This is a genomic window from Tenacibaculum litoreum (assembly GCF_964513915.1).
In the GTDB taxonomy this organism is placed as follows: Bacteria; Bacteroidota; Bacteroidia; order Flavobacteriales; family Flavobacteriaceae; genus Polaribacter; species Polaribacter litoreum.
This window is the reverse complement of the sequence record NZ_CAZEQS010000003.1, coordinates 493,563-517,989: the sequence shown is the minus strand read 5'-3', so window position 1 is coordinate 517,989 and position 24,427 is coordinate 493,563. Positions and strand designations below refer to the sequence as shown.

The following is a 24,427-nucleotide window of genomic DNA, read 5'->3' as shown; positions in this document are numbered from 1 at the left end:
AAAAGCACAAAGGTACGAGTTTAAAAATTCAGTTGTTCTCTAATTTTATAATGTTTTTGCTGGGGGTTACTCTTAATTATAAGCTCACCTAAGAAACCAGCTAAAAATAAAAGAGTACCTAATATCATAGAGGTTAAAGCGATATAAAACCAAGGGTTGTTTGTAACTAATATTGCTTTTACTCCCACAGTAAGGTGATATATTTTCATCACTCCAATAAAAAAAGCAGACAAAAAACCAAAAATAAACATTAAAGTCCCCCATAAACCGAAGAAGTGCATAGGACGTTTTCCAAACTTAGATAAAAAAGAAATAGTAATTAAGTCTAAAAAACCGTTGACAAAACGATCCATGCCAAATTTGGTAACACCATATTTACGAGCTTGGTGTTGTACTACTTTTTCATCAATACGGTTAAAACCTTCATTTTTAGCTAAAACAGGTATGTAACGATGCATTTCACCACTTACTTTTACTGCTTTCACTACTTCTTTTTTATAGGCTTTTAGTCCGCAGTTAAAATCATGCAATTTTAATCCTGATGTTTTACGTGCTGCCCAATTAAATAATTTTGAGGGAATATTTTTTGTCACAACATTGTCGTAACGCTTCTTTTTCCATCCAGAAATTAAATCGAAATTATCTTCGGTGATTAAACGGTACAGTTCAGGAATTTCATCAGGACTGTCTTGTAAATCGGCATCCATGGTAATAACTACACTTCCTTGTGCTAAACCAAAACCTGCGTCTAAAGCTTGAGATTTTCCGTAATTTTTTTGAAATCGAATACCTTTTACTGACTTGTTTTTTACAGATAATTCTTCAATAACACTCCAAGAAGTGTCGGTACTACCGTCATCAATAAAAATAAGTTCATATAAAAATCGATTGGATTGCATAACTTTTGCAATCCAATCGTGTAACTCGTGTAAAGACTCTTCTTCATTAAGAAGTGGTATTACAACCGATATATCCATATATTTTGTTCAATGTTTAAAGGGTAAAGTTACGAAGTATTACTTTTATGTAAAACTTAAACTTGTTTAAACTATGTTTTAATATTGTTCTTCTTCTGTTTTTTTCATGATAGCTCCTCCGATAGCAGAAATAATAAATCCGAAGAAGGCTGAAACAACTATAGAGACCGGAATAGTTATTACAGGGCTACTAAATTTTTCAGCCATGGCTTCTGAAGCTTCAATTTGTTCATCGCTCATGCCTGAATCTAACCATGCTTGTTTTTGTACTTCCATCATTTGGTTTTGAAAATCTGGTTCAATAACATTAGTAAATAGTAATGTATAAATAGTAGTAATTACGGCACTAATAACAGCAATACCAACTCCTACTTTTAAAGCTTGACCAAAAGTTAAAAATCCACCATTATCAGTTTTAAATTTTTTGATTCCTAAAACGATGATAGCAACCATTGCTATAAAGCTAATGACTCCACTTAACCATCCAAATTTAATTAAGGTACCTGTTGCATAAAATGCTAAATGAATAAAAACCCCAATAATACCTAGATATAATCCGTAGTTTAAAATAATGTTTTTACTGTTTGTTTGATTTTCCATTGTGTGAATTTAGTTAGTGATACAAATATATTCTTTTTTAATGTTACGTTTATTTAATACTGGCAAAAGCAAAAAATATAAACAACAAACTATTAGTATTCAAAAACTTAGAAATGTTACAGTTTTTTTATTGAAATTTTGTTGTTTTTTACGAAAAAATGGTTGTAAATTTGCATCGGCAAGTCCTACACAACCAGCTCCCTTTGAATCCCCCAGGGCGGGAACGCAGCAAGGGTATTAGGTCGTAGCGGTGTGATGTAGGTAGCTTGCCTTTTTTTATGCTCAAAAGTTTCGTTTATTTTTTCTCTTCCTTTTTATTTTTATCACTTCTAGGGTGATAATCTTCAACTACTTTTTTAAGAAAACTATTATCTAAATGCACATAAATTTCAGTTGTAGTAATACTTTCATGTCCTAATAGTTGTTGAATGATACGTAAATCTGCTCCATTTTTTAGTAAATAGGTGGCAAAAGAATGTCGTAGTGTATGCGGACCAATACTTTTTTTAAGACTGATTTTTTGAGCCAACTCTTTTAGAATAATAAAAATCATTTGTCTAGTTAAACGTTTTCCTCTTCTATTTAAGAAAACAGTATCTTCATCTTCTTTTTTTGGAGTAATTTGAGACCTGATTTCATTAATGTAAAAGGTAAGTCTATGAATTGTAGTAATATGTATAGGAACGAAACGATATTTATTCCCCTTTCCAAGTATACGTATATAACCATCATCAAAAAATAAATCTGAAAGTTGTAGGTTGATTAATTCACTAACACGAAGACCACAACTATATATGGTTTCAATGATAGTTTTGTTACGTTCTCCTTGAGGGTGACTTAAATCAATTGCATCAATTAGTTTATCAATATCTTCTTTTTCTAAAGTGTCTGGTAACTTTTTAATAATATTAGGGCTTTCTACTAAATCAGTAGGGTTGTCTTTTCGATAATCTTCAAATACCAAAAAATCAAAAAAACTACGTAAGCCTGAAATTAACCTAGCTTGACTACGAGCATTAATTTTTTTACTTACTTCGTAAATAAATTGTTGTATTGTTTCTTGGGTAATGTGAATAGGGGAAGGGTTAGTTTCTAAAGAGCTTACAAAAAAAGTTAATTTTTTTATATCCCTTTGATAACTATCAATAGAGTTTTTTGAAAGTCCTCTTTCGATTTTTAAAAAGTTAGTATAATCAGATATAGCTTGTTTCCAGTTCATTTGTCAAAAGAGTATTTTTTAGAAAAAGGTATTGATAAAAATAAAAATAAAGTTACTTTTGTTGGACAAACTTATAATTATAAATTTAAAAATTATGAAAAAATTATTATTAGTAATTGCTATGGTAGCAGTAGGTTTAACTGCTAATGCACAAGAAGGAAAATTTAATTTAGGAGCTAGCATTGGTTTACCTGCAGCAGATGCTGATACTGGTTACGATTTTGCAATAGGTTTGGAAGCTAATTATTTATTTAGTGTTTCAGATAATTTTCAATTAGGACCTTCAGTTTCTTACTCTCATTATTTTGGTGGTGATATAGCAGGTTTTGATATTGAAGATGCTTCTTTTTTACCTATCGCGGCAGCAGCACGTTTTAACGCTTCTGAAAAATTCATAGTAGGTTTAGATCTAGGTTACGCAGTAGGTATAAGCCCTGATGCAAATGATGGTGGATTTCATTACAGACCATTAGTAGGTTATAGTGTTTCAGATAATACTTCTATTCAAGCTTCATATTCAGGAGTTAGTGTTGAAGGTGGTACAATGGCTAATTTTGGATTAGGTGTTGTATTTGGACTATAGTTTAATAGTTTCAATAAAATAAAAAAGGGGGTAATTATACTCCCTTTTTTTATGCTAAAAGAATATCTTTTTTGCTAACCTTTTTGTTTTTAGCGCTTTAAGTAAGAGAACCTATTTTAACCTCTTTTTTATTAAAAAAATGAGATGTTAAAACCTTATTTAAGTGTATCTTTGCCGGCTCAAAATAAAACTTATAAAACAAAAATTATGAAAAAATTTTTAGTAGTTGCTATGATGGCTTTCGGTTTAGCTGTTAATGCACAAGAAGGACAATTAAACGTTGGTGGAACTATTGGATTACCTGTAGGTGATGCTGATGAAGCTAATGTAACAGGAGCAATTGAAGCTAACTATTTATTTGATATTGCTGAGAACTTTAAAGTAGGACCATCTGTATCTTATTTACACTTCCAACAGGAGGGAGCTGATGCTGCTTTTATTCCAGTATCTGTAGCAGGTCGATATAGTTTTGCTGATAAATTTTCAGTTGGAGCTGATTTAGGTTATGGTATTGGTGTAAGACCTTCAGGAAATACTGAAAGTGGTTTTTACTTCAGACCAATCGTTGGTTACCAAGTAACTGAAAAAATTAACTTACACGTAGATTATACAAGTGTTGTATTAGATACTGATTACGGTAATTTTACTCCTGCTACAATTGGAATTGGAGGAACTTATTCTTTTTCTTTATAATAAGAAACTTTACAATAAGTAAAAAAGGAAGCAATTTTGCTTCCTTTTTTTATGCTTAAAAGTTAAAAAGAGTATTTTTACTTTAGAAAATATTAAGAATGAAAAAAATAATCATAATCAACGGACCTAACTTGAATTTATTGGGAAAACGTGAACCAACTATTTATGGGGTAAGCACTTTTGAAGACTATTTGAAAGAGTTAAAAAATAAATATGTAAATATTCAGTTAGAGTATTATCAATCTAATATTGAAGGAGAAATAATAGATAAACTACATGAAGTCGGTTTTGATTATAATGGTATTATTCTAAATGCAGCAGCTTATACACATACTTCTGTTGGTATCGGCGATGCGGTAAAAGGTATTGATACTCCTGTTGTTGAAGTGCATATTTCTAATATACATGCTCGTGAAGAGTTTCGCCATTTAAGTTATATAGCTCCGAATGCTAAAGGTGTTATTTTCGGATTTGGTTTGCAAGGGTACGAACTAGCGCTTCAAAGTTTTTTGTAAATACCAGTAGCGAATCCATAGTAAGATAAACAATGGAATCATAGGATAGGTGTATAATTGTATTTCAGTGAGCCATACAATTGGTATAGTTATTAAAAAAAATAATAGAAATAGGCAGTATTTACAAACCCAAATAGGTGGCTCTTTTTTTAATAAGATAAAGGCTATAATAACATTTGGAGCAAAAGCCCATAAAAAGTTAAAGTTATTTGGAGCTGTGGAGTGATTGGTGAAGAACCATAAGAAAACAATTAATAAACCTAAAACCCCTGTGATGAAAAATAAAGTAAAATCAAGCCATTTGGTTCTTTTAGAGTTTTTAATGTCTTTATAAGTAATAAATATCCCAAGTAAGGAGAATAATAAAATTACTAAAAAAGGACTAACCACATCACTTTTTGATTCTTTCTCTTTAAAATCGAGTAATATATTAGTGTTTTGTACTAAATTTCCTTCTGTTCCATTTTTAATTATCTTAGACGCTTTTAAAGCTTCAAAAACATAATCGGGTAGATATAAATATTCTGAAGGTTTTGCAATTTTATCTAATTTACTTCCCAGTGCAATATTAATTCCTAAACTACCCCAAGTGTTAGGATTGATTTCTTTGTTCATTAATTGTCTTAGAGATTGTTTTTTAGTAACAAAATCATCCTTGAAAACTAAATTATCACTTGTAACTTTTTGTATTATATCACGCGGTCTAGTAGCGCAGTTATCAAAAAAAGGGTCGTAAAAATAGCTTGCATTTTCAGGTAGAGCATTTGTTTCTAAAAACTGAAAGAACTCATTTCTTTGTTGCTGTGTTAAATTTAAAATTTGCTCTTTAACCCAACGCTTGTCTTGTTGAGCACTTTTTAAAGATAAATGAAACGGATAACGAGCCAATTTATACTTCATATAACCTTTGGTGAAATTTACATAAAAGTTAGGGTCGTCAAAATCAAAAATACCATAGTTGTAAAGTAAATCTAATTGTAAAACAGGATCTTTCACACGGATAGCTGTGTGTCCAAATTTCTCGTATAAAGCCTCTCCAGGACCAGAAGTAATGATACTGATTTGAGAAAATTTAGATAAACCTAAAGTATTAACTCTTTGAGAAAAACCTAGGTTAATAACTACTAAACAAAGTAAAAGAAACACATGTTTTTTTATCATCATAAGGATCTGAGAAAGTTATTGTTGGTATTTGGTACAAATATCATAAATCCGATTAATATAACTGGGTATTTTTAAGGTTATTGTTTAAGATTTAATTCCAAGAGTTTCATGAATAAATTTTGAAATACGTTGCTCTAACCATTTGTTTTCTGTATTAGAAAAAGAAGATATAAAGCCAACATGTCCACCATAATTTGGTGTGGATAAATAAAAGTTTTTCATGTTTTTTGCTTCTTTTATCGGGTAACATTCTTTTGATAAAAAACTATCATCTAAAGCATTTATGAGTAATGTAGGGACTTTTATTTCAGGAATAAAAGGTTTTGCACTTGCTTTTTTCCAATAATCCTCAGAGCTTTTAAATCCAAAAACAGGAACTGTATATTGTTTTTCTAAATGTCGAAATTTACTTGCTTTGAATAAAAGTTCTTTGTCGAGCTGAAAATCAGGAAACTTTTCGGCTTTTTGTAACAGTTTCAACTTCATAGTACGTAAAAACTCATTTAGGTAAATTTTGTTTTTTAGTTTGTTTAATTCGGCTTGAGATGAAGTTAAATCTACAGGGACAGATACAGCTATTCCTCCTTTTACTTCCGAAGGAATATTGTTATATTCTCCTAAAAATTTCAGTGTTAGGTTACCTCCTAAGCTAAAACCAATAATTATAATGTTTTCGTAATTATAATTACTATTTAAATGCTTAATAACAAACTCAACATCATCAGTTTTTCCACTATGGTAAGTTTCTAAAAGTAAATTATCTTCTCCGCTACAACCTCTTAAATTCATACAAACTATATCGAAACCAATATTGTTTAAATGATTAGATGTTGTAATCATGTAATTTGATTGAGAGCTCCCTTCTAGTCCATGAATTAATAACACGAGTGTTTTAGATTCGACTAAAGAAAAATCTAAATCAATAAAATCAGCATCCCAAGTTGTAATTCTTTTTCTATGATATTTAATAGTGTCTTTCATGAATAAAGGTCGATAAACAGTGTTGAAATGAGCACTTTTAAAAGGTAAACTAGGTGAAAATGTATCTGAAATAATTGGCATAATACTATGTTATAGCTTTTTAAACAAATATGACAAAAAATAGCTAGAATGTAAAAGCCATTGAATGATTTCTTATTTTAGCTGTAAATTATGAGTACTATGAATATTAAAAAATATATTCCCAATTTATTAACTTTAGGAAACCTGTTATGTGGAACTATTGCTACCATTTTCGCTATAAAAGGTGATTTTTTTGCTACAGCAATCTTGGTGATGCTAGGAATACTTTTTGATTTTTTTGATGGATTTACCGCTCGTATGTTAAAGGTACAAGGTGAATTAGGAAAGCAGTTAGATAGTTTAGCAGATATGGTAACGAGTGGGGTAGTACCAGGGATTGTAATGATGCAAATGTTGGTAAATGCTTTAGACGTAGATGCTGTTGGATATTTTGGAGTTGATGAGTACGGAGCAACAGGTAGTAACTTACCATACATAGGATTATTATTAACATTGGGAGCTGGATATCGTTTAGCAAAGTTTAATATTGATGAGCGTCAATCAGATAGTTTTATAGGTGTACCTACACCAGCTATGAGTTTATTTGTAATTTCATTACCATTGATAGCTCAGTTTGATAAAGAATCATTTTTAATAGGTTTTATTGAAAATCAATACTTTTTGATATTAATTACAATATTATTTACATATTTAATGAATGCTGAAATTCCATTATTCTCTTTAAAGTTTAAAAACTTTTATTTTAAAGATAATGTGATTAAGTACGTGTTTTTAGCTTTATCAATTATATTAATTGTGACGCTAAAAATAGTAGCAATTCCAATGATTATTCTTTCTTATGTAGTATTGTCTATAGTAAATAACTCAGATAAAAAGCTTTCTTCAAAATAGAACCTGAAAAGGAGTAAATGAGGTATAAAAAAACACGTTGATAATCAACGTGTTTTTTTATTATAGACTTAACTTTAGATGCTTTTTTGAGGATTGTAAATATCTATTATGAAATGATAATTATCTAAGGATATCTTATCTTCAGCAAAGGCTTTATCCATAAGTTTATTTTTTGAAAACTCTCCTTTTTTATAAATATCCCAGTTTTCGTTGTTTCTATTGGTTAATATAACTTTATCAGAGTCTATTTCAAAGTTACACCAATCATTATAATTAGCTATTTTTTTATAGCTATGGTCAGATACTTTGATGTTTCCTTTAACATTTAAGTTTTTAATATCAATAGAAAGGTTACAGAAATCAACAAAATTTATATTATCAGCGGGTACTACAAGAAATGAATTAACATTTCCTTTTTTTCTATATAATTTAAACCCTTCTTTTAAATTATAATCATCATAGACTTTAGAAAAAGAAGAGAAAATATCTTCTTCTTTTGCGTTTTCAATTATAAAATGATTTTGTGTTACAGCTTGATTATCAAATTTCTTCTTTTTAAGCTCAAAATCCTTTCCAAGATATACTCTACGAACAGTTTCGTCTTCTGCAAGCTCTTCAGGAGTTCCTTCTTTTAAAATTCCTCCATTATACATTAAATAAGTTCTATCAGTAATTGCTAATGTTGCTTGTACATCATGATCGGTAATTAAGATACCAATATTTTTATTTTTCAGCTGTGCTACAATTCCTTGAATATCTTCCACCGCAATAGGGTCTACACCTGCAAAAGGTTCATCTAATAAAATGAATTTAGGATCAGAAGCTAAACAACGTGCTATTTCTGTTCTACGACGCTCACCACCGGATAATAAATCACCACGGTTTTTGCGTACATGTCCTAAACTAAATTCATCAATTAGTTCTTCTAAGCGTTGTTTTCTTTCAGCTTTAGTTCTGTCAGTAAATTCAAGAACCGACATAATATTATCTTCTACTGAAAGTTTTCTAAAAACTGAAGCTTCTTGTGCTAAATAACCAATTCCTTTTTGAGAACGTTTGTACATAGCATCGGTAGTAATTTCTTCATCATCTAAAAAAATATGACCATCATTAGGTTTAATCATGCCTACAATCATATAGAAAGAGGTAGTTTTACCAGCTCCGTTAGGACCAAGTAACCCAATAATTTCACCTTGTTCAACTTCTAAAGAAATTCCTTTAACTACTTTTCTACTACCGTATATCTTTTGTATGTTGTCTGCTCTTAACTTCATTTATTATTGTTGAAAATGGAATTGTTTAAGGTATAAAAGTAACAAAACTGTTTCTTAAAAACTTCTTAAATCAATTTATACATAAATTAAGCTTCGTTTTCCAAAGCTTCCCAAAACTCTACAGCTCTTCTTAAATGAGGGATAACAATAGTTCCGCCAACTAACGTAGCAATACTCATAGTTTCCATCATTTCTTCTTTGGTAACACCGTTTTCGTAAGCTGTTTTTAAATGATAAGCAATACAATCATCGCAGCGTAGCACTGCAGAAGCTACTAAACCTAATAACTCTTTAGTTTTAACAGGTAAATGCCCTTTAGTAAAAGCATTGGTGTCTAGGTTAAAAATACGTTTGATTACTTTATTATCTGATGCTAAAATCTTTTCGTTCATTTTAGCACGGTAGTCGTTAAACTCTTGGACTTTTTGTGACATTCTTTTGTTGTTGTTTTATGACAAATTTTGAAACATAAATACTCATTTCATATAAAATCATGATTGGTACCGATACAATTACTTGACTAGCCACATCTGGTGGTGTAATAATTGCAGATAATACCAATACTATTACTAAGGCATGCTTGCGATATTTTCTTAAAAATTCTGGTGTAATCAACCCTATTTTTGAAAGGAAGAAAATAACTACAGGAAGTTCAAAGAATATAGCTACACCCAATAATGTATTAGTAATAAGACTAATGTAAGCCTCTAATTTAAAGTTGTTTTGTATAGCATCTGATATTTCAAAATTGTAAAAGAAATACACAGACATAGGTAAAATAACATAATAACTAAATAAAATTCCTAAAAAGAATAGAAAAGAAGAAGTAAAAATAAACCCTTTTGATTTTTTCTTTTCACTTTCGTGTAAACCTGGAGCTATAAATCTCCAAAATTCCCACAAAATATAAGGAAAGGCAACTACAAACCCTAAGATTAGAGAAGACCAAATCCCCGTCATTAATTGCTGAGTAGGATTTAAAGCTTGTAGTGTTTGTTTAAAATTTATTGTACAAAAACTACTGTCAATTCCAATAGAAGAAAAGACCTTACAAAAGAATTGATAAGTTGCAAAATCAGGTTTTAAATGAGCTAAAAGTATCTCATTAAAAACAAAATTAATGTTTGCAAAAATTACAATTGCAATAATAAAGATTGCCGTAAAACTTCTTACTAAGTGCCATCTAAGTTCTTCAAGATGGTCTAAAAAAGACATTTCCTTTTCTGCCATCTTAAAATATTCCTTCTTTAATCAAATCGTGTAAGTGTACTACACCAACATAATTGTTGTTTTCGTTAGTAACTAGAATTTGAGTGATATTGTTGTTTTCTAAAGTGTCTAAAGCTTCCACAGCCATAGCATCTACATCAATTGTTTTTGGTGTAGTGCTCATAATATCAGCAGCAGTAAGCTCATCTATTTTAGTTGTTTTACTTAGCATTCTACGAATATCTCCGTCAGTGATAATTCCTGTAATTTTATCATTTTCATCAACAACAGCAGTAACACCTAAGCGTTTTTCTGAGATTTCAACAATTACCTGAGTAACTTTATCAGTACTTTTTACTTTAGGTAATTCGTTATTTTTAACAAGGTCTGAAACTCTTAAATATAAACGTTTTCCTAAAGCACCACCAGGATGATATTTAGCAAAATCACTACTAGTAAAACCTCTTAATTCTAATAAACAAACAGCTAATGCATCTCCTAAAACCAATTGAGCTGTAGTGCTAGTTGTAGGCGCTAAGTTATTAGGACAGGCTTCTTTATCTACAAAAGAATTTAAAAGGAAATCAGCATTTTTTCCTAAGAAAGAATCAGGATTTCCTGTTATAGCGATAATTTTGTTGTTAGAGTTCTTAATTAAAGGTACTAAGACTTTTATTTCAGGAGTGTTTCCGCTTTTAGAAATACAAATCACCACATCGTTATCCTGTACATTACCTAAATCCCCATGTATAGCATCGGCAGCGTGCATAAAAACAGCAGGTGTACCTGTTGAGTTAAAAGTTGCTACCATTTTAGTAGCAATATTGGCACTTTTTCCAATACCAGTTACAATAACACGCCCTTTAGAATTAAATATAAAATTAACAGCGTCCGTGAACGAGCTATTTAATAAATTTGCTAAATTAGCAATAGCATTACTTTCTAAAAGGATAGTTTCTTTTGCGGTTGAGAGAATAGCGTTTGCGTCTTTCAAGTTAAAAAAGTTTTAAGTATATTTTTAAAGTGTAAAAATAGGAATATTTGAGAAGAAAATCTTTTTTAATAAAAAGAAAGTTTACGTTATATATTGTTGGGAATTTTTGTAAATTAGTTCTCGTTTTTAATTTTTGATATTAGAAGATGAATAAAGAGCAGACGGATTTATATGGATCATTAAAAAAAATCTTCGGATTTAACCAGTTTAAAGGGCTACAAGAAGATGTAGTTAACAGTGTGTTAGAGAATAAAAACACATTTGTTATTATGCCAACTGGGGGTGGTAAGTCGCTATGTTATCAATTACCTGCCTTAATGAAGGAAGGTACAGCAATTGTGGTATCGCCATTAATTGCTTTAATGAAAAACCAAGTAGATGCCATTAGGGGGATTTCTGAAAATCATGGAATAGCCCATGTATTAAACTCTTCGTTAAACAAGTCGGAGATTGCACAAGTAAAATCAGATATTGAATCAGGAATTACAAAGTTATTGTACGTAGCTCCTGAATCTTTAATTAAAGAAGAGTACGCTGAGTTTTTAAGAAGGCAAAAAATATCTTTTGTAGCTATTGATGAAGCGCACTGTATATCTGAATGGGGACACGATTTTAGACCTGAGTATAGAAATCTGAGAAATATTATTAAGCAGATTGATAATGTACCAATTATTGGTTTAACTGCAACTGCAACAGAAAAAGTACAAGAAGATATTCTTAAAACTCTTGGAATGTCAGATGCAAACGTGTTTAAAGCATCTTTCAACAGGTCAAATTTATTCTACGAAGTTAGACCAAAGACTAAAGATGTAGAAAAAGACATTATTCGCTTTATAAAACAACGACAAGGAAAGTCAGGTATCATTTACTGCTTGAGTCGTAAAAAAGTGGAAGAAATAGCGCAAATTTTACAAGTTAACGGAATTAATGCAGTTCCTTATCATGCAGGTTTAGATGCAAAAACACGTGTAAAACATCAAGACATGTTCTTAATGGAAGACTGTGATGTTGTAGTAGCTACTATTGCTTTCGGTATGGGAATTGACAAACCAGATGTTCGTTTTGTAATACACCATGATATTCCTAAAAGTTTAGAGAGTTATTATCAAGAAACTGGTAGAGCAGGACGTGATGGAGGAGAAGGTTATTGTTTAACTTTCTATTCTTATAAAGATATTGAAAAGCTTGAGAAGTTCATGGCTAATAAGCCTGTCGCAGAACAAGAAGTTGGACATGCCTTATTACAAGAAGTTGTAGGATATGCTGAAACATCAATGAACAGGCGTAAATATTTACTACATTATTTTGGAGAAGAATTTGATGAAGTAAATGGAGAAGGCGCTGACATGGATGATAATATGAGAAATCCTAAGAAGAAGCATGAAGCTAAAGATGAAGTAGTAACCTTACTATCTGTTATTAGAGATACTAGTGAAATGTATAAACCAAAAGAAATTGTAAACACAATTATTGGTAAAGAAAATGCATTGTTAAAGTCTCACAAAACAAATATTCAACCTTTTTTTGGTATTGGTAAAACTAAAGATAATCATTATTGGATGGCTTTAATCCGTCAAGTTTTAGTGGCGGATTTAATCAAAAAAGAAATAGAACAGTATGGAGTTTTAAAACTAACAAAAGAAGGTAAAGAGTTTATAAAAAATCCATCATCATTTATGATGACAGAAAATCATGTTTATAAAACAGCAGATGATGGTACTATTATTACTAATGAAAAATCAGCAGGAGGAGTAGATGATAAATTAGTAGTAATGTTAAAAGACTTAAGAAAGAAAGTAGGAAAACGTTTAGGAGTACCTCCTTTTGCGGTTTTTCAAGATCCGTCTTTAGATGATATGGCATTAAAATACCCAGTAACATTAGATGAATTAGCAAAAGTTCATGGTGTTGGAGAGGGAAAAGCCAAAAAATACGGTAAAGATTTCGTTACGCTTATTTCAAAATATGTGGAAGACAACGAGATTATGCGCCCTGATGATTTAATAGTTAAGAGTACTGGAGTTAATTCTGGATTAAAGCTTTACATCATCCAAAATACAGATAGAAAATTGCCTTTAGAAGATATTGCTAAGTCTAAAGGTTTAGAAATGTCTGAATTAATAAAAGAGATGGAAGCTATTGTATTTTCGGGAACTAAGCTAAATATAGATTATGCAGTAGATGACTTACTTGATGAAGATCAGCAGGAAGAAATCCATGATTATTTTATGGAAGCTGAAACAGATAAAATTCAAGAAGCCTTAGATGAATTTGATGGAGATTATGATGATGATGAGTTACGATTGATGCGTATTAAATTTACTAGTGAAATAGCTAACTAAAAGACTCAACAATATGCAAGCAAGTACTTATTTACATTTTAACGGAAACTGTAAAGAAGCAATGACTTTTTATGCGGATGTTTTAGGAGGAGAAATGACAATGTTGATGCAATTTAAAGATGCTCCAGAAGAGGTTTGTAAAAATATTCCTGAAGAAGTAATGGAATTAACAATGCATTGTACTGTTGAAGCAGGAGATTTCTCTATTATGGGATCTGATTTTTTTAACGAAAATGAAGCTTTTGCCAAAGGAAATAATTTTGCAGTAAGTATAAATACCGAAGATGAAAATGAAGCAGTAGCTATTTTTAATGGACTTTCTTCTGATGAAGGTGTCGTTATAATGCCTTTTGCAGATGCTTTTTGGGGAGGTAAGTTTGGAATGTTAAGAGATAAGTATGGTGTAAATTGGATGGTGTCTTTAGAAGAACAGATAGGGTAATGAATCCTAAAGTAACACAATATATATTAGATAAAAGTAATTGAACGCAAGAGTTAAACCTCTTGCGTTCTGTTTATATAGATCTTCCTATTGAAGAAACTATTAAATGGGGAGCACCTGTTTATGTGTACAAAGGAAAAAATATAGTAGGTTTATCTGCTTTTAAAAACCACTGTGGTTTATGGTTTTTTCAAGGAAGTTTTTTAGTTGATAAAGAAAAAGTATTGATAAATGCTCAAGAAGGAAAAACACAAGCAATGCGTCAATGGCGTTTTAATCTGTTAGGTAAAATTGATACTGAGTTGATTAAAGAATACGTATTAGAGGCTATTAAAAATTCTGAAGAAGGAAGAGAATTAAAACCTAAAAAGAATACTAAATCTTTAATTATTCCTAAGAATTTACAGTTAGAATTGGATAAAAACGATAGGTTAAATGAAACTTTTAACGAGTTTTCTTTGAGTAAGCAAAGAGAGTTTACCAATTATATTTCTGAAGCAAAAAGAGTAACTACCAAAGAAAAACGACTTAAAAAAATAATTCCGATGATACTAAACGGTATGGGGCTGTATGATAAGTATAAAAACTGTTAGTTAATTATAATCTTATCAATTGTAGCAGTTGAGTCACAACGTATAATGTATAAATCAATATGATTTAAACTATCCTTTCCAGTAATAAAATACTCTGCACAAGGTTTTAAACGAGGTTTGCTTTTTCCAAAATCTACATCTCCATGATTTAAAATAGTAGAAACGGTAGCTGTATCAATCTTTGAAGTGGCTAATATTTGTTGAGCGTTATCAGAGAACAAACGTTTTTTTATTCTAATAGTCTTTAAAGTACGAGCATCCATTCCATAATCGAAAGAAACATCTTTACCTTTCCAAATAAAAAGAACGACTAAACTACCTAAGGTAATTCCTATTAAATAATAACCAACACGTTTTAACCACTGCATAATTTAAAAATTGAAGTGCAAAAGTAAGTAAAATTGAACTATAAAATCAATAAATTAATATCTCTGTAAGGAAGGTCAAACCAGTCAGCTACAGTTTTATTGGTTAAAATTCCGTGGTAAAAATACATTCCATTGCGTAAACTTTTATCAAAGCGAGCCGCATTTTCAAAACCTCCCTCTTCAGCTATTTCTAGCAGGTAAGGAGTAAAAATATTACTAATAGACACAGATGCTGTTCTAGAGTATCTAGAAGGAATGTTAGGCACACAATAATGTATCACTCCATGGTTAGAGAAAGTAGGTTTACTATGTGTAGTAACTTGTGAAGTTTCAAAACAGCCACCTCTATCAATACTTACATCAACAATAACGGCCCCATCTTTCATTTGTTCAATCATTTCTTCAGTAACAACCACAGGAGAGCGATCTTTACCTCTAATTGCTCCAATAGCAACATCACAACGCATTAAGGCTTTTTGTAAAGTTTTAGGTTGGATAGTAGAAGTGTAAATAGGCGCTTGTACACATGATTGTAAATTACGAAGTTTAGTTATTGAGTTGTCAAAAACTTTTACTCGAGCACCTAAACCTATAGCAGCTTTAGCTGCAAATTCTCCAACAGTACCTGCGCCCAAAATAACTACATCAGTAGGGGGAACTCCTCCGATATTTCCTAGTAATAAGCCATTACCACCATTAGAAGCTGTCATAAGTTCAGCTGCAATATGCATAGAAGCAATTCCAGCAATTTCACTTAGTGATTTTACTATAGGAAACACACCGTGTTCATCTTTAATATAATCAAAAGCAATTGCTGTTACTCTTTTTTTAGCGAGAGCTTCAAAGTATTTTTTGTTTTGTGTTTTTAATTGTAGAGCAGAAATTAAAACTGTTTGAGGATTTAACATCTGAATTTCTTCTAGAGACGGTGGTTCTACTTTTAGTACAATATTACAAGCAAAAGCTTCTTTTACATCGTACGATATTTTTGCTCCAGCATCAGAATATTCTTTGTCACTATAATTAGCTCCTTCACCAGCACCAGTTTCAATTACAATTCTATGTCCGTGAGCAACTAATGCAGCAACAGCATCAGGGGATAGACTGATTCGTTTTTCTTCAAAATGAGTTTCTTTTGGTAACCCTATAAATAAATCTCCTTTCTGCTTTTTAATTTCAAGCATTTCGGTTTGTGGCATTAACTGCTCTTTGGTAAAAGGTGAAATAGAACCCATCTAAATTTAGTTAGTTTTTAATTGAATGTTTCGTTGCCCATTTTCTAGCAAACTAATTGATATTGAAACAGTATCTAAAGGTAGTAAATTTTTAACATTTTCAGGCCATTCAACTAAACACCAGTTATTGCTGTATAAATAGTCTTCAACCCCCATATCATAAGCTTCTTCTTCATCTTCAATACGATAAAAATCAAAATGATATACTGTTTCGTTTGAGTTAGTTTTGTACTCGTTAACCAAAGAAAAAGTAGGAGAGTGGGCAATATCTTCTACACCCAAAACTTTACATATTTCTTTAATTAATGTTGTTTTACCAACCCCCATTTCTCCATAAAAGAGTAATATCTTATGTTGGGAAGTAGCAATAATTTCTTCAGCTACAGCTGTTAATTCGTCAAGTGAATAATTTCTGTTCATAAGTAGCAAAAATAATGAAGTAATGTTTGTTAATAAAATTTACTTTTTTACTATTTTGGATTATAAACAGCGCAAGGAATAACTATTTCTTCTAACGAAATTCCTCCATGTTGATAAGTGTTTTTATAATACTTTACAAAGTGATTATAGTTGTTTGGATAAGCAAAAAACAAATCTTCTTTTGTAAATATAAAAGGACTATTAATAGCTACTGAGGGTAAGAAAATATCTTTTGGATTTTTAACCGCGTATACATCTTTATTTTCATAACTTAAACTTCTACCGGTTTTATATCGTAAGTTGGAACTGATGTTTTTATCACCAATAACTTTGGTAGGGTGCTTACAATTTATAGTACCATGATCGGTTGTAATTATTAACTTTTGTCCTAACTTTTGTGCTTTTTGAATAATATCGTAAAGAGGAGAGTTTTTAAACCAGCTTACTGTTAAAGAACGATACGCTTTATCGTCACCAGCAAGTTCTTTAATAACTTCCATTTCAGTTTTGGCATGCGAAAGCATATCAACAAAGTTGTAAACTACAGCAGTAAGATCATTTTGTCGTGTTCCATTGTAGTTATCAGCTAAATCTTTTCCACTTTTTAAAGAAACTATTTTGTAATATTCATGTGTAATATTTAGACCTAAACGTTTTATTTGTTCATCTAAAAAATTAGCTTCAAATAAGTTTTTACCCCCTTCATCAGTATCATTTTTCCAATAATTTGGATGCCTTTTTTCCATTTCAGAAGGCATTAAGCCAGAAAATATAGCATTACGTGCATACTGAGTTGCTGTAGGTAATATGCTATAATAAGAGTGTTCTTCTTCTTTTTTGAAATAATTATTGATAAAAGGTTCTAAAACTCTGTATTGGTCATAACGAAGATTGTCAATCACTACCCATAAAACCCCTTGTTTTTTTGATAAATTAGGAACTATATAATCTTTAAATAAGGTGTGCGAAAACGTAGGTTTGTCATCTCCAGTTAACCAATGTTGATAATTCTTTTTAATGAACTTAAAAAATTGAGAATTTGCCTCTGATTTTTGAGATTCCAAAATCTCTAACATTCCGGTGTCGTTGATGTTTTCCAACTCAAGCTCCCAGTGAACTAACTTTTTATAAAGTTCAGCCCATTCTTCATAAGAATTTACCATAGCTAAGTCCATAGAAATTTTTCTAAATTCTTGCTGGTAACTCGATGTTGTTTTTTCTGAAATTAATCGAGAGTGGTCTAAATTCTTTTTTAAACTCAATAGTATTTGGTTAGGATTTACTGGCTTGATTAGGTAGTCAGCAATTTTAGAGCCAATGGCTTCTTCCATAAGATACTCTTCTTCACTTTTGGTAATCATAACAATAGGAAGGTTTGTGTTCTTTTGTTTGATTTCTGATAGTGTCTCTAATCCAGTAATACCAGGCATGTTTTCATCTAAAAAAACAATATCAAAATTATTTTCACTAACCAACTCAATAGCGTCTGTACCATTAGTACAGGTTGTAACTGTGTAATCTTTTTTTTCTAAAAATAATATATGTGGTTTCAATAAATCTATTTCGTCATCTACCCAAAGAATGTGTATGTTTCTCATCATAATTTTCAACTTGTTTTCTACCTAAATAACGGTTAAAAGTAGTTTTGTTGTGTTTTTAAAAGCTAAAAATACGTTAATTAAACGCTGGTTAATTTGGTTTTGTAGATAAATTATGATTTTTTTGTTTAAAATTCAAGGATTTATACATTTTGAAGAAATCAAAAACCAACAAATTAAAGATAATTAACGATCCTATTTATGGATTTATCTCTATACCAAATTCCCTAATTTTTGATATCATTGAACACCCATATTTTCAAAGACTACGTAGAGTAACACAAATGGGTTTATCAAACTTAGTATACCCTGGTGCTAACCATACTCGTTTTCATCATGCAATAGGCTGCATGCACTTAATGCAAAAAGCTGTACATGTGTTGAGAATGAAAAACGTTGAAATTTCAGAAGAGGAAGCAAATGCTTTGTATATAGCCATTCTGTTACATGATATTGGTCATGGAGCATATTCACATGCATTAGAACACAGTATTGTGAATGAAATTACCCATGAAGAAATTTCATTAAAATTTATGAAAGCTTTAAATGATGAGTTTGAAGGGAAACTAAGCTTAGCAATTCAAGTATTTGAAGGAAAGCACCCACGTAAGTTTTTATATCAATTAATATCAAGTCAATTAGATATTGATCGATTAGATTATTTAAAAAGAGATAGTTTTTTTACAGGTGTTGCAGAAGGAAATATATCATCAGATCGTTTAATAGCTATGATGAATGTAGTAGATAATGAATTAGTTATTGAGCAAAAAGGAATTTATTCGGTAGAAAAATTTGTTATAGCACGACGTTTAATGTATTGGCAAGTTTATCTTCATAAAACGGGCTTAGTAGCTGAAAACCTCTTGGTAAGTATATTAAAGAGAGCAAAAGAGTTAGCTACAAAAGGGGTAGAATTACCTTCTAGTAGAGCACTCAAGTACTTCTTATATAATCCAATTAATAAAGAAAATTTTTCAAATAAAACATTAGAAATATTTTCTGAGCTAGATGATTATGATGTGTTATCAGCTATAAAAGAATGGAAAAATCATGAAGACTTTATATTATCTACGTTAGCAACAAAAATTATTGATAGAAGCTTGTTAAAGATTGAAATTCAGGAAAAACCATTTACTGATGAGTATATTGAAAAGAGACGTAGAAAGCTCAGAAAACTTGTAGATTTAAGTGAACAAGAACTTGAATATTTTGTTTTTTCAAATGAAATAATGCATCAGGCATATAACACCAAGAAGCCGATAAAAATTTACACAAAAAAAGGAAAGTTAAAAGATATAGCTAAAGCTTCTGACCAGCTAAACCTTAAAGCATTAACAAAGCCTGTAGTTAAATACTACCTATGTTATCCTAAGAAAATTAAATAAATGAATATTTAGAAACAAATTCTAATCAAGAGGTATTTGAACAAAAATAATTACTTTTGCAAATAATGAAATTTACAGCAAAACAAATAGCCGATATTCTAGAAGGAGAGATTGAAGGGAATCCAGAGGCTGAAGTATCTATACTTTCTAAGATAGAAGAAGGCAAGGAAGGTTCTTTAACCTTTTTATCAAACCCAAAGTATAACTCATATATTTATACAACCCAAGCATCGGTAGCTATTGTAAATAAAAGTTTTGTTCCTGAAAAGGAAATAGAAACTACTTTGATTAAGGTTGAAGATGCTTATAAATCATTTTCAAAACTTTTAGAGTTTTACAATGAGGTAAAGAATAATAAGCAAGGAAGGGAAAACCCTCACTTTGTAGCTAATTCTGCGACTATTGGAGATAATGAGTATATTGGAGCCTATGCATATATTGGAGAAAATGTAGTTTTAGGTAATAATGTTAAAATTTATCCTAACTCCTATATAGGAGATAATGTTACTATTGGAGACAATACAGTTGTTTTTGCAGGAGTAAAGATATATTCTGAAACTGTTATAGGTAATAATTGCAAGATACATTCAGGAACAGTAATCGGAGCTGATGGTTTTGGATTTGTACCAGATGAAAATGGAGAATATAAGGCAATTCCACAAATAGGAAACGTTATTGTAGAAGATAACGTAGATGTGGGATCTAATTCAACTATTGACAGAGCTACTCTTGGATCTACAATAATCCGAAAAGGAGTAAAACTAGATAACCAAATTCAAATAGCCCATAATGTTGAGATAGGTAAAAATACCGTAATAGCTTCTCAAACAGGAATTGCAGGATCTACTAAAATAGGAGAGAACTGTATGATTGGAGGTCAAGTAGGTATTGTTGGTCATATAACTATTGGGAACAATGTGAAAATCCAAGCTCAATCAGGAATAGGAAAAAGTTTAAAAGATGAAGAAGTTGTACAAGGGTCTCCAGCATTTGGATATTCAGACTATAGTAAGTCTTATGTTCACTTTAAAAATCTACCAAAATTAGCATCTACAGTACATAAAATAGAAAAAGAGTTGAATGCTCAAAAAGTAAAAGATGAGTAAGAAACAAAAAACAATACAAAACGAAGTTACATTATCAGGTGTAGGATTACATACTGGTAATGAGGTTACGATGGTTTTTAAACCAGCGCCAGAAAATCATGGATTTGCTTTTAAGCGAGTAGATTTAGAAGGAGAGCCAGTAATAGAAGCAAAAGCGGATTATGTAACAAATACGCAAAGAGGAACAAACCTTGAAAAAAACGGAGTTCAAATACAAACGTCTGAACACGTTTTAGCTGCTGCAGTTGGTTTAGACATCGATAATTTATTGATAGAAATTAATGCTTCTGAACCTCCAATTATGGATGGGTCATCTAAGTTTTTTATAGAAGCTCTAGAAGAAGCAGGAATTGTTGAGCAAGAAGCTGAAATTGAGGAGTATGTGGTGAAAGAAGTTATTTCATACAAAGATGAACTAACAGGAAGTGAAATTATTTTAATGCCATCGGATGAGTACCAAGTAACTACTATGGTGGATTTTGGGACTAAAATATTAGGTACTCAAAATGCCACGTTAAATACAATTTCAGACTTTAAAGAAGAAGTTTCAGCAGCAAGAACATTTAGTTTCTTACATGAAATCGAAATGTTATTAGAAAATGATTTAATTAAAGGAGGAGATTTAAATAACGCTATTGTTTATGTAGATAAAGAGTTATCTGATAGTACAATGGAAAAGTTAAAAAAAGCCTTTAATAAAGATAATATTACTGTAAAACCTAACGGGGTATTAGATAACTTAACATTACATTGGGCTAATGAAGCTGCACGTCATAAGTTGTTAGACGTTATAGGTGATTTAGCTTTAACTGGTACTCGAATTAAAGGTAAAGTAATAGCAAATAAACCAGGACATTCTGTAAACACTACTTTTGCTAAGAAATTAGCTAAAATCATTAAAAAGGAAAAAAGAAACAATGTTCCTTCTTATGATTTAAACCAGCCACCATTAATGGATATCCATAAAATAATGGATATTTTACCTCACAGACCACCATTTTTATTGATTGATAGAATTATTGAATTATCAGATAAGCATGTGGTAGGGATGAAAAATGTTACTATGAATGAAGACTTTTTTGTTGGACATTTCCCAGGAGCACCTGTCATGCCAGGAGTACTTCAAGTTGAGGCAATGGCACAATGTGGTGGAATTTTAGTATTGAGTACAGTTCCTGACCCTGAAAACTACCTAACATATTTTATGAAAATGGATAATGTTAAGTTTAAACAAAAAGTTTTACCAGGAGATACCTTAATATTTAAATCAGAATTAATAGCACCAATTCGTAGAGGTATTTGCCATATGCAAGCCTATGCTTATGCCAATGGAAAGTTGGTATGTGAAGCAGAATTAATGGCACAAATTTCAAAAGTTAAATAATTATGAATCAACCACTTGCATACGTACATCCTCAGGCAAAAATAGCTCGAAATGTAGTTATAGAACCTTTTACAACGATTCATGCTAATGTAGAGATTGGATCAGGAACTTGGATAGGTTCAAACGTAACTATTATGGAAGGTGCACGTATTGGTAAAAATTGCCGAATTTTTCCTGGAGCAGTTATTTCAGCAATTCCTCAAGATTTAAAGTTTAATGATGAAGAAACAACTGTTGAAATAGGTGACAATGTTACTATTAGAGAATGTGTTACTATAAATAGAGGGACTTCTGATAGAATGAGAACAGTGATAGGCGATAATTGCTTGATTATGGCATATTGTCATATTGCTCATGATTGTAAAGTAGGACAAAACTGTATTTTTTCCAATAACTCAACTTTAGCAGGCCATGTTACTGTAGGAGATAATGTAGTACTAGCAGGTATGGTAGCAGTTCATCAATTTGCTTCAGTAGGGAATCATGCTTTTGTAACAGGTGGATCTCTGGTACGTAAAGATGTTCCTCCTTTTGTAAAAGCAGCAAGAGAACCATTATCGTATGTAGGAATTAACTCGGTAGGTTTAAGGAGAAGAGGGTTTACAACTGAAAAAATTAGAGAAATTCAAGATGTTTACCGAATCTTATTTCAAAAGAATTATAACAATTCTCAGGCGATAGATATTATAGAAGCTGAAATGGAAGCGACTTCAGAAAGAGATGAAATTATTCAGTTTATAAAAGATTCGCATCGCGGAATAATGAAAGGATATTTTAAAGCAAATTAATTATTAAAATTGCACTTATAAGAGCAACAATAAAGATCAAATAAATGGCATCAACATCAGATATTAAAAAAGGATTATGTATAAAATATAATCACGATATATTTAAAATCATTGAGTTTTTACACGTAAAACCAGGTAAAGGTCCAGCTTTCGTTCGAACAAAACTTAAAAGTGTTACTTCTGGGAAAGTGATTGATAATACTTTTTCTGCAGGTCATAAAATTGAAGACGTTCGTGTAGAAACACATAAATTTCAATATTTATACCCTGAAGGAGATTTGTACCACTTCATGAATACAGAAGATTATAACCAAATTACACTTCAGAAATCAGTATTAGATGCACCAGATTTAATGAAAGAAGGAGAAGTAGTTACTGTTTTGATAAATACAGAAGACGGAATGCCATTATCAGTAGAAATGCCATCACACGTTATATTAGAAGTAACTCATACTGAGCCAGGAGTAAAAGGCAATACAGCGACGAATGCTACAAAACCAGCAACTGTTGAAACTGGTGCAAGAATTAATGTACCTTTATTTATAAATGAAGGAGACAAAATAAAGATTGATACTGAAAAAGGCGCATACACAGAACGTATCAAAGAATAAATATACTATTCCCGCTTTGGCGGGAATTTCTTTTTAAAGATGAAATTTAAACAGCCTCAAACTTTAGAGCAAATTGCTGCTTTATTAAATGTAGAATTTGTTGGAGAAAGTAGTTTTCCTATAACAGGTATTAATGAAATTCATGTAGTAGAAAAGGGAGATATAGTCTTTGTAGATCATCCAAAATACTACGGTAAAGCATTAAACTCAGCTGCTACTACAATACTGATAAACAAAAAAGTAGATTGTCCAGAAGGAAAATCATTATTAATTTCTGAAGATCCCTTTAGAGATTTTAATAAAATTACTAAACATTTTAATCCCTTTATAGCCTCTAGTAAAAGTATTTCAGAAACCGCTATTGTAGGTCAAAACACAGTTATACAGCCTAATGTTTTTATTGGAGATAATGTGGTAATTGGAGAAAACTGTGTAATACATCCAAACGTAACAATTTATAGCAATACAGTTATTGGAAACAATGTAACTATACATGCAAACAGTGTTTTAGGAGCCGATGCTTTTTATTATAAAAACAGACCAGAAGGTTTCGATAAATTACTTTCAGGAGGAAAAGTAGTGCTAAAAGATAATGTAGATTTAGGAGCATCTTGTACTATTGATAGAGGAGTTACAGGAGATACTACTATTGGTGAAGGAACAAAAATTGATAACCAAGTACATGTAGGGCATGATACAATTATTGGTAAAAAATGTTTAATAGCATCACAAACAGGAATTGCAGGATGTGTTGTTATTGAAGACGAAGTTACTATTTGGGGGCAGGTAGGAACAAATAGCGGAATTACTATTGGTAAAGGAGCGGTTATACTTGGTCAAACAGGAGTAACAAAATCGGTACCAGGAGGTAAATCATATTTCGGAACTCCAATTTCAGAGTCTAGAGAAAAGTTAAAAGAACTAGCTGAAATAAAACAATTTTTAAAAGAACAAAAAAAGAAGTAAAAGTTTCACAAATCAATTACAAAAAGTTACTTTTGTGAAGCTAAAAA

Annotated in this window: 25 protein-coding genes, 1 other RNA gene and 1 pseudogene; 14 read left to right on the top strand and 13 right to left on the bottom strand. The window is 30.9% G+C overall.

From position 1 onward, the window contains the following. Positions 1–20 precede the first annotated feature (20 nt). Both ACKTTR_RS08470 and ACKTTR_RS08465 read right to left on the bottom strand, forming a co-directional pair. A complete protein-coding gene (locus ACKTTR_RS08470; protein ID WP_408027427.1) occupies positions 21–977 on the bottom strand; it encodes a glycosyltransferase family 2 protein in 957 nt (318 codons plus the stop codon). Between the two features lie 78 nt (positions 978–1,055). Beyond that, positions 1,056–1,577, bottom strand: coding sequence for a DUF4199 domain-containing protein (locus tag ACKTTR_RS08465; RefSeq protein WP_408027426.1), 522 nt, complete (start codon positions 1,575–1,577; stop codon positions 1,056–1,058). Between the two features lie 176 nt (positions 1,578–1,753). Between ACKTTR_RS08465 and ffs the strand changes: the two genes are divergently transcribed. After that, an RNA gene (gene ffs / locus ACKTTR_RS08460) (signal recognition particle sRNA small type) lies at positions 1,754–1,852 on the top strand. A gap of 20 nt (positions 1,853–1,872) precedes the next feature. On the opposite strand, the gene ACKTTR_RS08455 is transcribed toward ffs, so the two are convergent. Next, positions 1,873–2,796 carry a site-specific tyrosine recombinase gene (locus ACKTTR_RS08455; RefSeq protein ID WP_408027425.1) on the bottom strand — a complete coding sequence of 308 codons (924 nt, stop codon included), beginning with the start codon at positions 2,794–2,796 and terminating at the stop codon, positions 1,873–1,875. Between the two features lie 94 nt (positions 2,797–2,890). On the opposite strand from ACKTTR_RS08455, the gene ACKTTR_RS08450 reads away from it, so the two are divergent. From ACKTTR_RS08450 to aroQ, 3 genes are all read left to right on the top strand, one after another. Then, positions 2,891–3,379 (top strand): outer membrane beta-barrel protein, encoded by a 489-nt coding sequence (locus ACKTTR_RS08450; protein ID WP_408027424.1) that lies wholly within the window; start codon positions 2,891–2,893, stop codon positions 3,377–3,379. A 207-nt stretch (positions 3,380–3,586) separates the two neighbouring features. Next, positions 3,587–4,072 carry an outer membrane beta-barrel protein gene (locus ACKTTR_RS08445; protein ID WP_408027423.1) on the top strand — a complete coding sequence of 162 codons (486 nt, stop codon included), beginning with the start codon at positions 3,587–3,589 and terminating at the stop codon, positions 4,070–4,072. A 98-nt stretch (positions 4,073–4,170) separates the two neighbouring features. Continuing rightward, positions 4,171–4,587, top strand: coding sequence for a type II 3-dehydroquinate dehydratase (gene aroQ / locus ACKTTR_RS08440; protein ID WP_408027422.1), 417 nt, complete (start codon positions 4,171–4,173; stop codon positions 4,585–4,587). Here aroQ and ACKTTR_RS08435 read toward each other — a convergent pair. Next, on the bottom strand, positions 4,564–5,751 hold the full coding sequence (locus ACKTTR_RS08435) for a lipoprotein N-acyltransferase Lnb domain-containing protein (protein WP_408027421.1): 1,188 nt from the start codon (positions 5,749–5,751) through the stop codon (positions 4,564–4,566). The genes aroQ and ACKTTR_RS08435 overlap by 24 nt on opposite strands. Before the next feature lie 84 nt (positions 5,752–5,835). Further along, entirely contained in the window at positions 5,836–6,813 is a 978-nt protein-coding gene (locus tag ACKTTR_RS08430) for a YheT family hydrolase (protein ID WP_408027420.1), read from the bottom strand. Positions 6,814–6,918: 105 nt separating this feature from the next. Between ACKTTR_RS08430 and ACKTTR_RS08425 the strand changes: the two genes are divergently transcribed. Then, on the top strand, positions 6,919–7,665 hold the full coding sequence (locus tag ACKTTR_RS08425) for a CDP-alcohol phosphatidyltransferase family protein (protein WP_408027996.1): 747 nt from the start codon (positions 6,919–6,921) through the stop codon (positions 7,663–7,665). A 539-nt stretch (positions 7,666–8,204) separates the two neighbouring features. On the opposite strand, the pseudogene lptB reads toward ACKTTR_RS08425, so the two are convergent. The 4 genes and pseudogenes from lptB to ACKTTR_RS08405 form a co-directional block, all read right to left on the bottom strand. Further along, positions 8,205–8,939: pseudogene (gene lptB, locus ACKTTR_RS08420) on the bottom strand (LPS export ABC transporter ATP-binding protein); the annotation flags it as partial. 86 nt (positions 8,940–9,025) lie between these two features. Continuing rightward, positions 9,026–9,373 carry a carboxymuconolactone decarboxylase family protein gene (locus ACKTTR_RS08415; protein WP_408027419.1) on the bottom strand — a complete coding sequence of 116 codons (348 nt, stop codon included), beginning with the start codon at positions 9,371–9,373 and terminating at the stop codon, positions 9,026–9,028. After that, the gene (tatC, locus tag ACKTTR_RS08410) at positions 9,348–10,169 is read right to left on the bottom strand and encodes a twin-arginine translocase subunit TatC (RefSeq protein WP_408027418.1); all 822 of its coding nucleotides are present in this window, start codon (positions 10,167–10,169) and stop codon (positions 9,348–9,350) included. Before tatC ends, ACKTTR_RS08415 begins: the two co-directional genes overlap by 26 nt. 1 nt (position 10,170) lies before the next feature. Continuing rightward, complete coding sequence (locus ACKTTR_RS08405) at positions 10,171–11,142, bottom strand: KpsF/GutQ family sugar-phosphate isomerase (RefSeq protein ID WP_408027417.1); 972 nt, start codon at positions 11,140–11,142, stop codon at positions 10,171–10,173. 146 nt (positions 11,143–11,288) lie between these two features. On the opposite strand from ACKTTR_RS08405, the gene ACKTTR_RS08400 reads away from it, so the two are divergent. From ACKTTR_RS08400 to ACKTTR_RS08390, 3 genes are all read left to right on the top strand, one after another. After that, the gene (locus ACKTTR_RS08400; RefSeq protein WP_408027416.1) at positions 11,289–13,484 is read left to right on the top strand and encodes a RecQ family ATP-dependent DNA helicase; all 2,196 of its coding nucleotides are present in this window, start codon (positions 11,289–11,291) and stop codon (positions 13,482–13,484) included. A 13-nt stretch (positions 13,485–13,497) separates the two neighbouring features. Then, on the top strand, positions 13,498–13,926 hold the full coding sequence (locus ACKTTR_RS08395; RefSeq protein ID WP_408027415.1) for a VOC family protein: 429 nt from the start codon (positions 13,498–13,500) through the stop codon (positions 13,924–13,926). A gap of 62 nt (positions 13,927–13,988) precedes the next feature. Beyond that, positions 13,989–14,519, top strand: coding sequence for a YdeI/OmpD-associated family protein (locus tag ACKTTR_RS08390; protein WP_408027414.1), 531 nt, complete (start codon positions 13,989–13,991; stop codon positions 14,517–14,519). Here the strand turns inward: ACKTTR_RS08390 and ACKTTR_RS08385 are convergent. From ACKTTR_RS08385 to porX, 4 genes are read right to left on the bottom strand one after another with little or no spacing between them, the layout of a single operon-like run. After that, positions 14,516–14,887: a DUF4258 domain-containing protein gene (locus tag ACKTTR_RS08385; RefSeq protein ID WP_408027413.1), complete on the bottom strand. Its 372-nt coding sequence runs from the start codon at positions 14,885–14,887 to the stop codon at positions 14,516–14,518. The two genes, ACKTTR_RS08390 and ACKTTR_RS08385, sit on opposite strands and share 4 nt — an antisense overlap. Positions 14,888–14,925: 38 nt before the next feature. Next, complete coding sequence (locus tag ACKTTR_RS08380; protein WP_408027412.1) at positions 14,926–16,122, bottom strand: alanine dehydrogenase; 1,197 nt, start codon at positions 16,120–16,122, stop codon at positions 14,926–14,928. Between the two features lie 6 nt (positions 16,123–16,128). After that, positions 16,129–16,542, bottom strand: a complete 414-nt coding sequence (tsaE, locus tag ACKTTR_RS08375; RefSeq protein ID WP_408027411.1) for a tRNA (adenosine(37)-N6)-threonylcarbamoyltransferase complex ATPase subunit type 1 TsaE — start codon at positions 16,540–16,542, stop codon at positions 16,129–16,131. 50 nt (positions 16,543–16,592) lie between these two features. Further along, complete coding sequence (gene porX / locus ACKTTR_RS08370; protein WP_408027995.1) at positions 16,593–18,140, bottom strand: T9SS response regulator signal transducer PorX; 1,548 nt, start codon at positions 18,138–18,140, stop codon at positions 16,593–16,595. A 152-nt stretch (positions 18,141–18,292) separates the two neighbouring features. On the opposite strand from porX, the gene ACKTTR_RS08365 reads away from it, so the two are divergent. The 6 genes from ACKTTR_RS08365 to ACKTTR_RS08340 all read left to right on the top strand — a co-directional run bounded on the left by ACKTTR_RS08365 (position 18,293) and on the right by ACKTTR_RS08340 (position 24,380). Then, positions 18,293–19,525 carry an HD domain-containing protein gene (locus ACKTTR_RS08365; protein WP_408027410.1) on the top strand — a complete coding sequence of 411 codons (1,233 nt, stop codon included), beginning with the start codon at positions 18,293–18,295 and terminating at the stop codon, positions 19,523–19,525. A gap of 65 nt (positions 19,526–19,590) precedes the next feature. Beyond that, a complete protein-coding gene (gene lpxD / locus ACKTTR_RS08360) occupies positions 19,591–20,631 on the top strand; it encodes a UDP-3-O-(3-hydroxymyristoyl)glucosamine N-acyltransferase (RefSeq protein WP_408027409.1) in 1,041 nt (346 codons plus the stop codon). Continuing rightward, the gene (locus ACKTTR_RS08355) at positions 20,624–22,015 is read left to right on the top strand and encodes a bifunctional UDP-3-O-[3-hydroxymyristoyl] N-acetylglucosamine deacetylase/3-hydroxyacyl-ACP dehydratase (RefSeq protein ID WP_408027408.1); all 1,392 of its coding nucleotides are present in this window, start codon (positions 20,624–20,626) and stop codon (positions 22,013–22,015) included. The genes lpxD and ACKTTR_RS08355 overlap by 8 nt, the downstream gene beginning before the upstream one ends. A gap of 2 nt (positions 22,016–22,017) precedes the next feature. Then, positions 22,018–22,803: an acyl-ACP--UDP-N-acetylglucosamine O-acyltransferase gene (gene lpxA / locus ACKTTR_RS08350; protein ID WP_408027407.1), complete on the top strand. Its 786-nt coding sequence runs from the start codon at positions 22,018–22,020 to the stop codon at positions 22,801–22,803. Positions 22,804–22,847: 44 nt separating this feature from the next. After that, entirely contained in the window at positions 22,848–23,414 is a 567-nt protein-coding gene (gene efp / locus ACKTTR_RS08345; protein ID WP_408027406.1) for an elongation factor P, read from the top strand. A 39-nt stretch (positions 23,415–23,453) separates the two neighbouring features. Further along, positions 23,454–24,380, top strand: a complete 927-nt coding sequence (locus ACKTTR_RS08340) for a UDP-3-O-(3-hydroxymyristoyl)glucosamine N-acyltransferase (protein WP_408027405.1) — start codon at positions 23,454–23,456, stop codon at positions 24,378–24,380. Positions 24,381–24,427 lie beyond the last annotated feature (47 nt).

Coding starts and splice junctions, on each gene's coding strand:
- ACKTTR_RS08470 (WP_408027427.1), bottom strand. CDS start 977: ATGGATATATCGGTTGTAATACCACTTCTTAATGAAGAAGAGTCTTTA.
- ACKTTR_RS08465 (WP_408027426.1), bottom strand. CDS start 1,577: ATGGAAAATCAAACAAACAGTAAAAACATTATTTTAAACTACGGATTA.
- ACKTTR_RS08455 (WP_408027425.1), bottom strand. CDS start 2,796: ATGAACTGGAAACAAGCTATATCTGATTATACTAACTTTTTAAAAATC.
- ACKTTR_RS08450 (WP_408027424.1), top strand. CDS start 2,891: ATGAAAAAATTATTATTAGTAATTGCTATGGTAGCAGTAGGTTTAACT.
- ACKTTR_RS08445 (WP_408027423.1), top strand. CDS start 3,587: ATGAAAAAATTTTTAGTAGTTGCTATGATGGCTTTCGGTTTAGCTGTT.
- aroQ (WP_408027422.1), top strand. CDS start 4,171: ATGAAAAAAATAATCATAATCAACGGACCTAACTTGAATTTATTGGGA.
- ACKTTR_RS08435 (WP_408027421.1), bottom strand. CDS start 5,751: ATGATGATAAAAAAACATGTGTTTCTTTTACTTTGTTTAGTAGTTATT.
- ACKTTR_RS08430 (WP_408027420.1), bottom strand. CDS start 6,813: ATGCCAATTATTTCAGATACATTTTCACCTAGTTTACCTTTTAAAAGT.
- ACKTTR_RS08415 (WP_408027419.1), bottom strand. CDS start 9,373: ATGTCACAAAAAGTCCAAGAGTTTAACGACTACCGTGCTAAAATGAAC.
- tatC (WP_408027418.1), bottom strand. CDS start 10,169: ATGGCAGAAAAGGAAATGTCTTTTTTAGACCATCTTGAAGAACTTAGA.
- ACKTTR_RS08400 (WP_408027416.1), top strand. CDS start 11,289: ATGAATAAAGAGCAGACGGATTTATATGGATCATTAAAAAAAATCTTC.
- ACKTTR_RS08395 (WP_408027415.1), top strand. CDS start 13,498: ATGCAAGCAAGTACTTATTTACATTTTAACGGAAACTGTAAAGAAGCA.
- ACKTTR_RS08385 (WP_408027413.1), bottom strand. CDS start 14,887: ATGCAGTGGTTAAAACGTGTTGGTTATTATTTAATAGGAATTACCTTA.
- ACKTTR_RS08380 (WP_408027412.1), bottom strand. CDS start 16,122: ATGGGTTCTATTTCACCTTTTACCAAAGAGCAGTTAATGCCACAAACC.
- tsaE (WP_408027411.1), bottom strand. CDS start 16,542: ATGAACAGAAATTATTCACTTGACGAATTAACAGCTGTAGCTGAAGAA.
- porX (WP_408027995.1), bottom strand. CDS start 18,140: ATGAGAAACATACACATTCTTTGGGTAGATGACGAAATAGATTTATTG.
- lpxD (WP_408027409.1), top strand. CDS start 19,591: ATGAAATTTACAGCAAAACAAATAGCCGATATTCTAGAAGGAGAGATT.
- ACKTTR_RS08355 (WP_408027408.1), top strand. CDS start 20,624: ATGAGTAAGAAACAAAAAACAATACAAAACGAAGTTACATTATCAGGT.
- lpxA (WP_408027407.1), top strand. CDS start 22,018: ATGAATCAACCACTTGCATACGTACATCCTCAGGCAAAAATAGCTCGA.
- efp (WP_408027406.1), top strand. CDS start 22,848: ATGGCATCAACATCAGATATTAAAAAAGGATTATGTATAAAATATAAT.
- ACKTTR_RS08340 (WP_408027405.1), top strand. CDS start 23,454: ATGAAATTTAAACAGCCTCAAACTTTAGAGCAAATTGCTGCTTTATTA.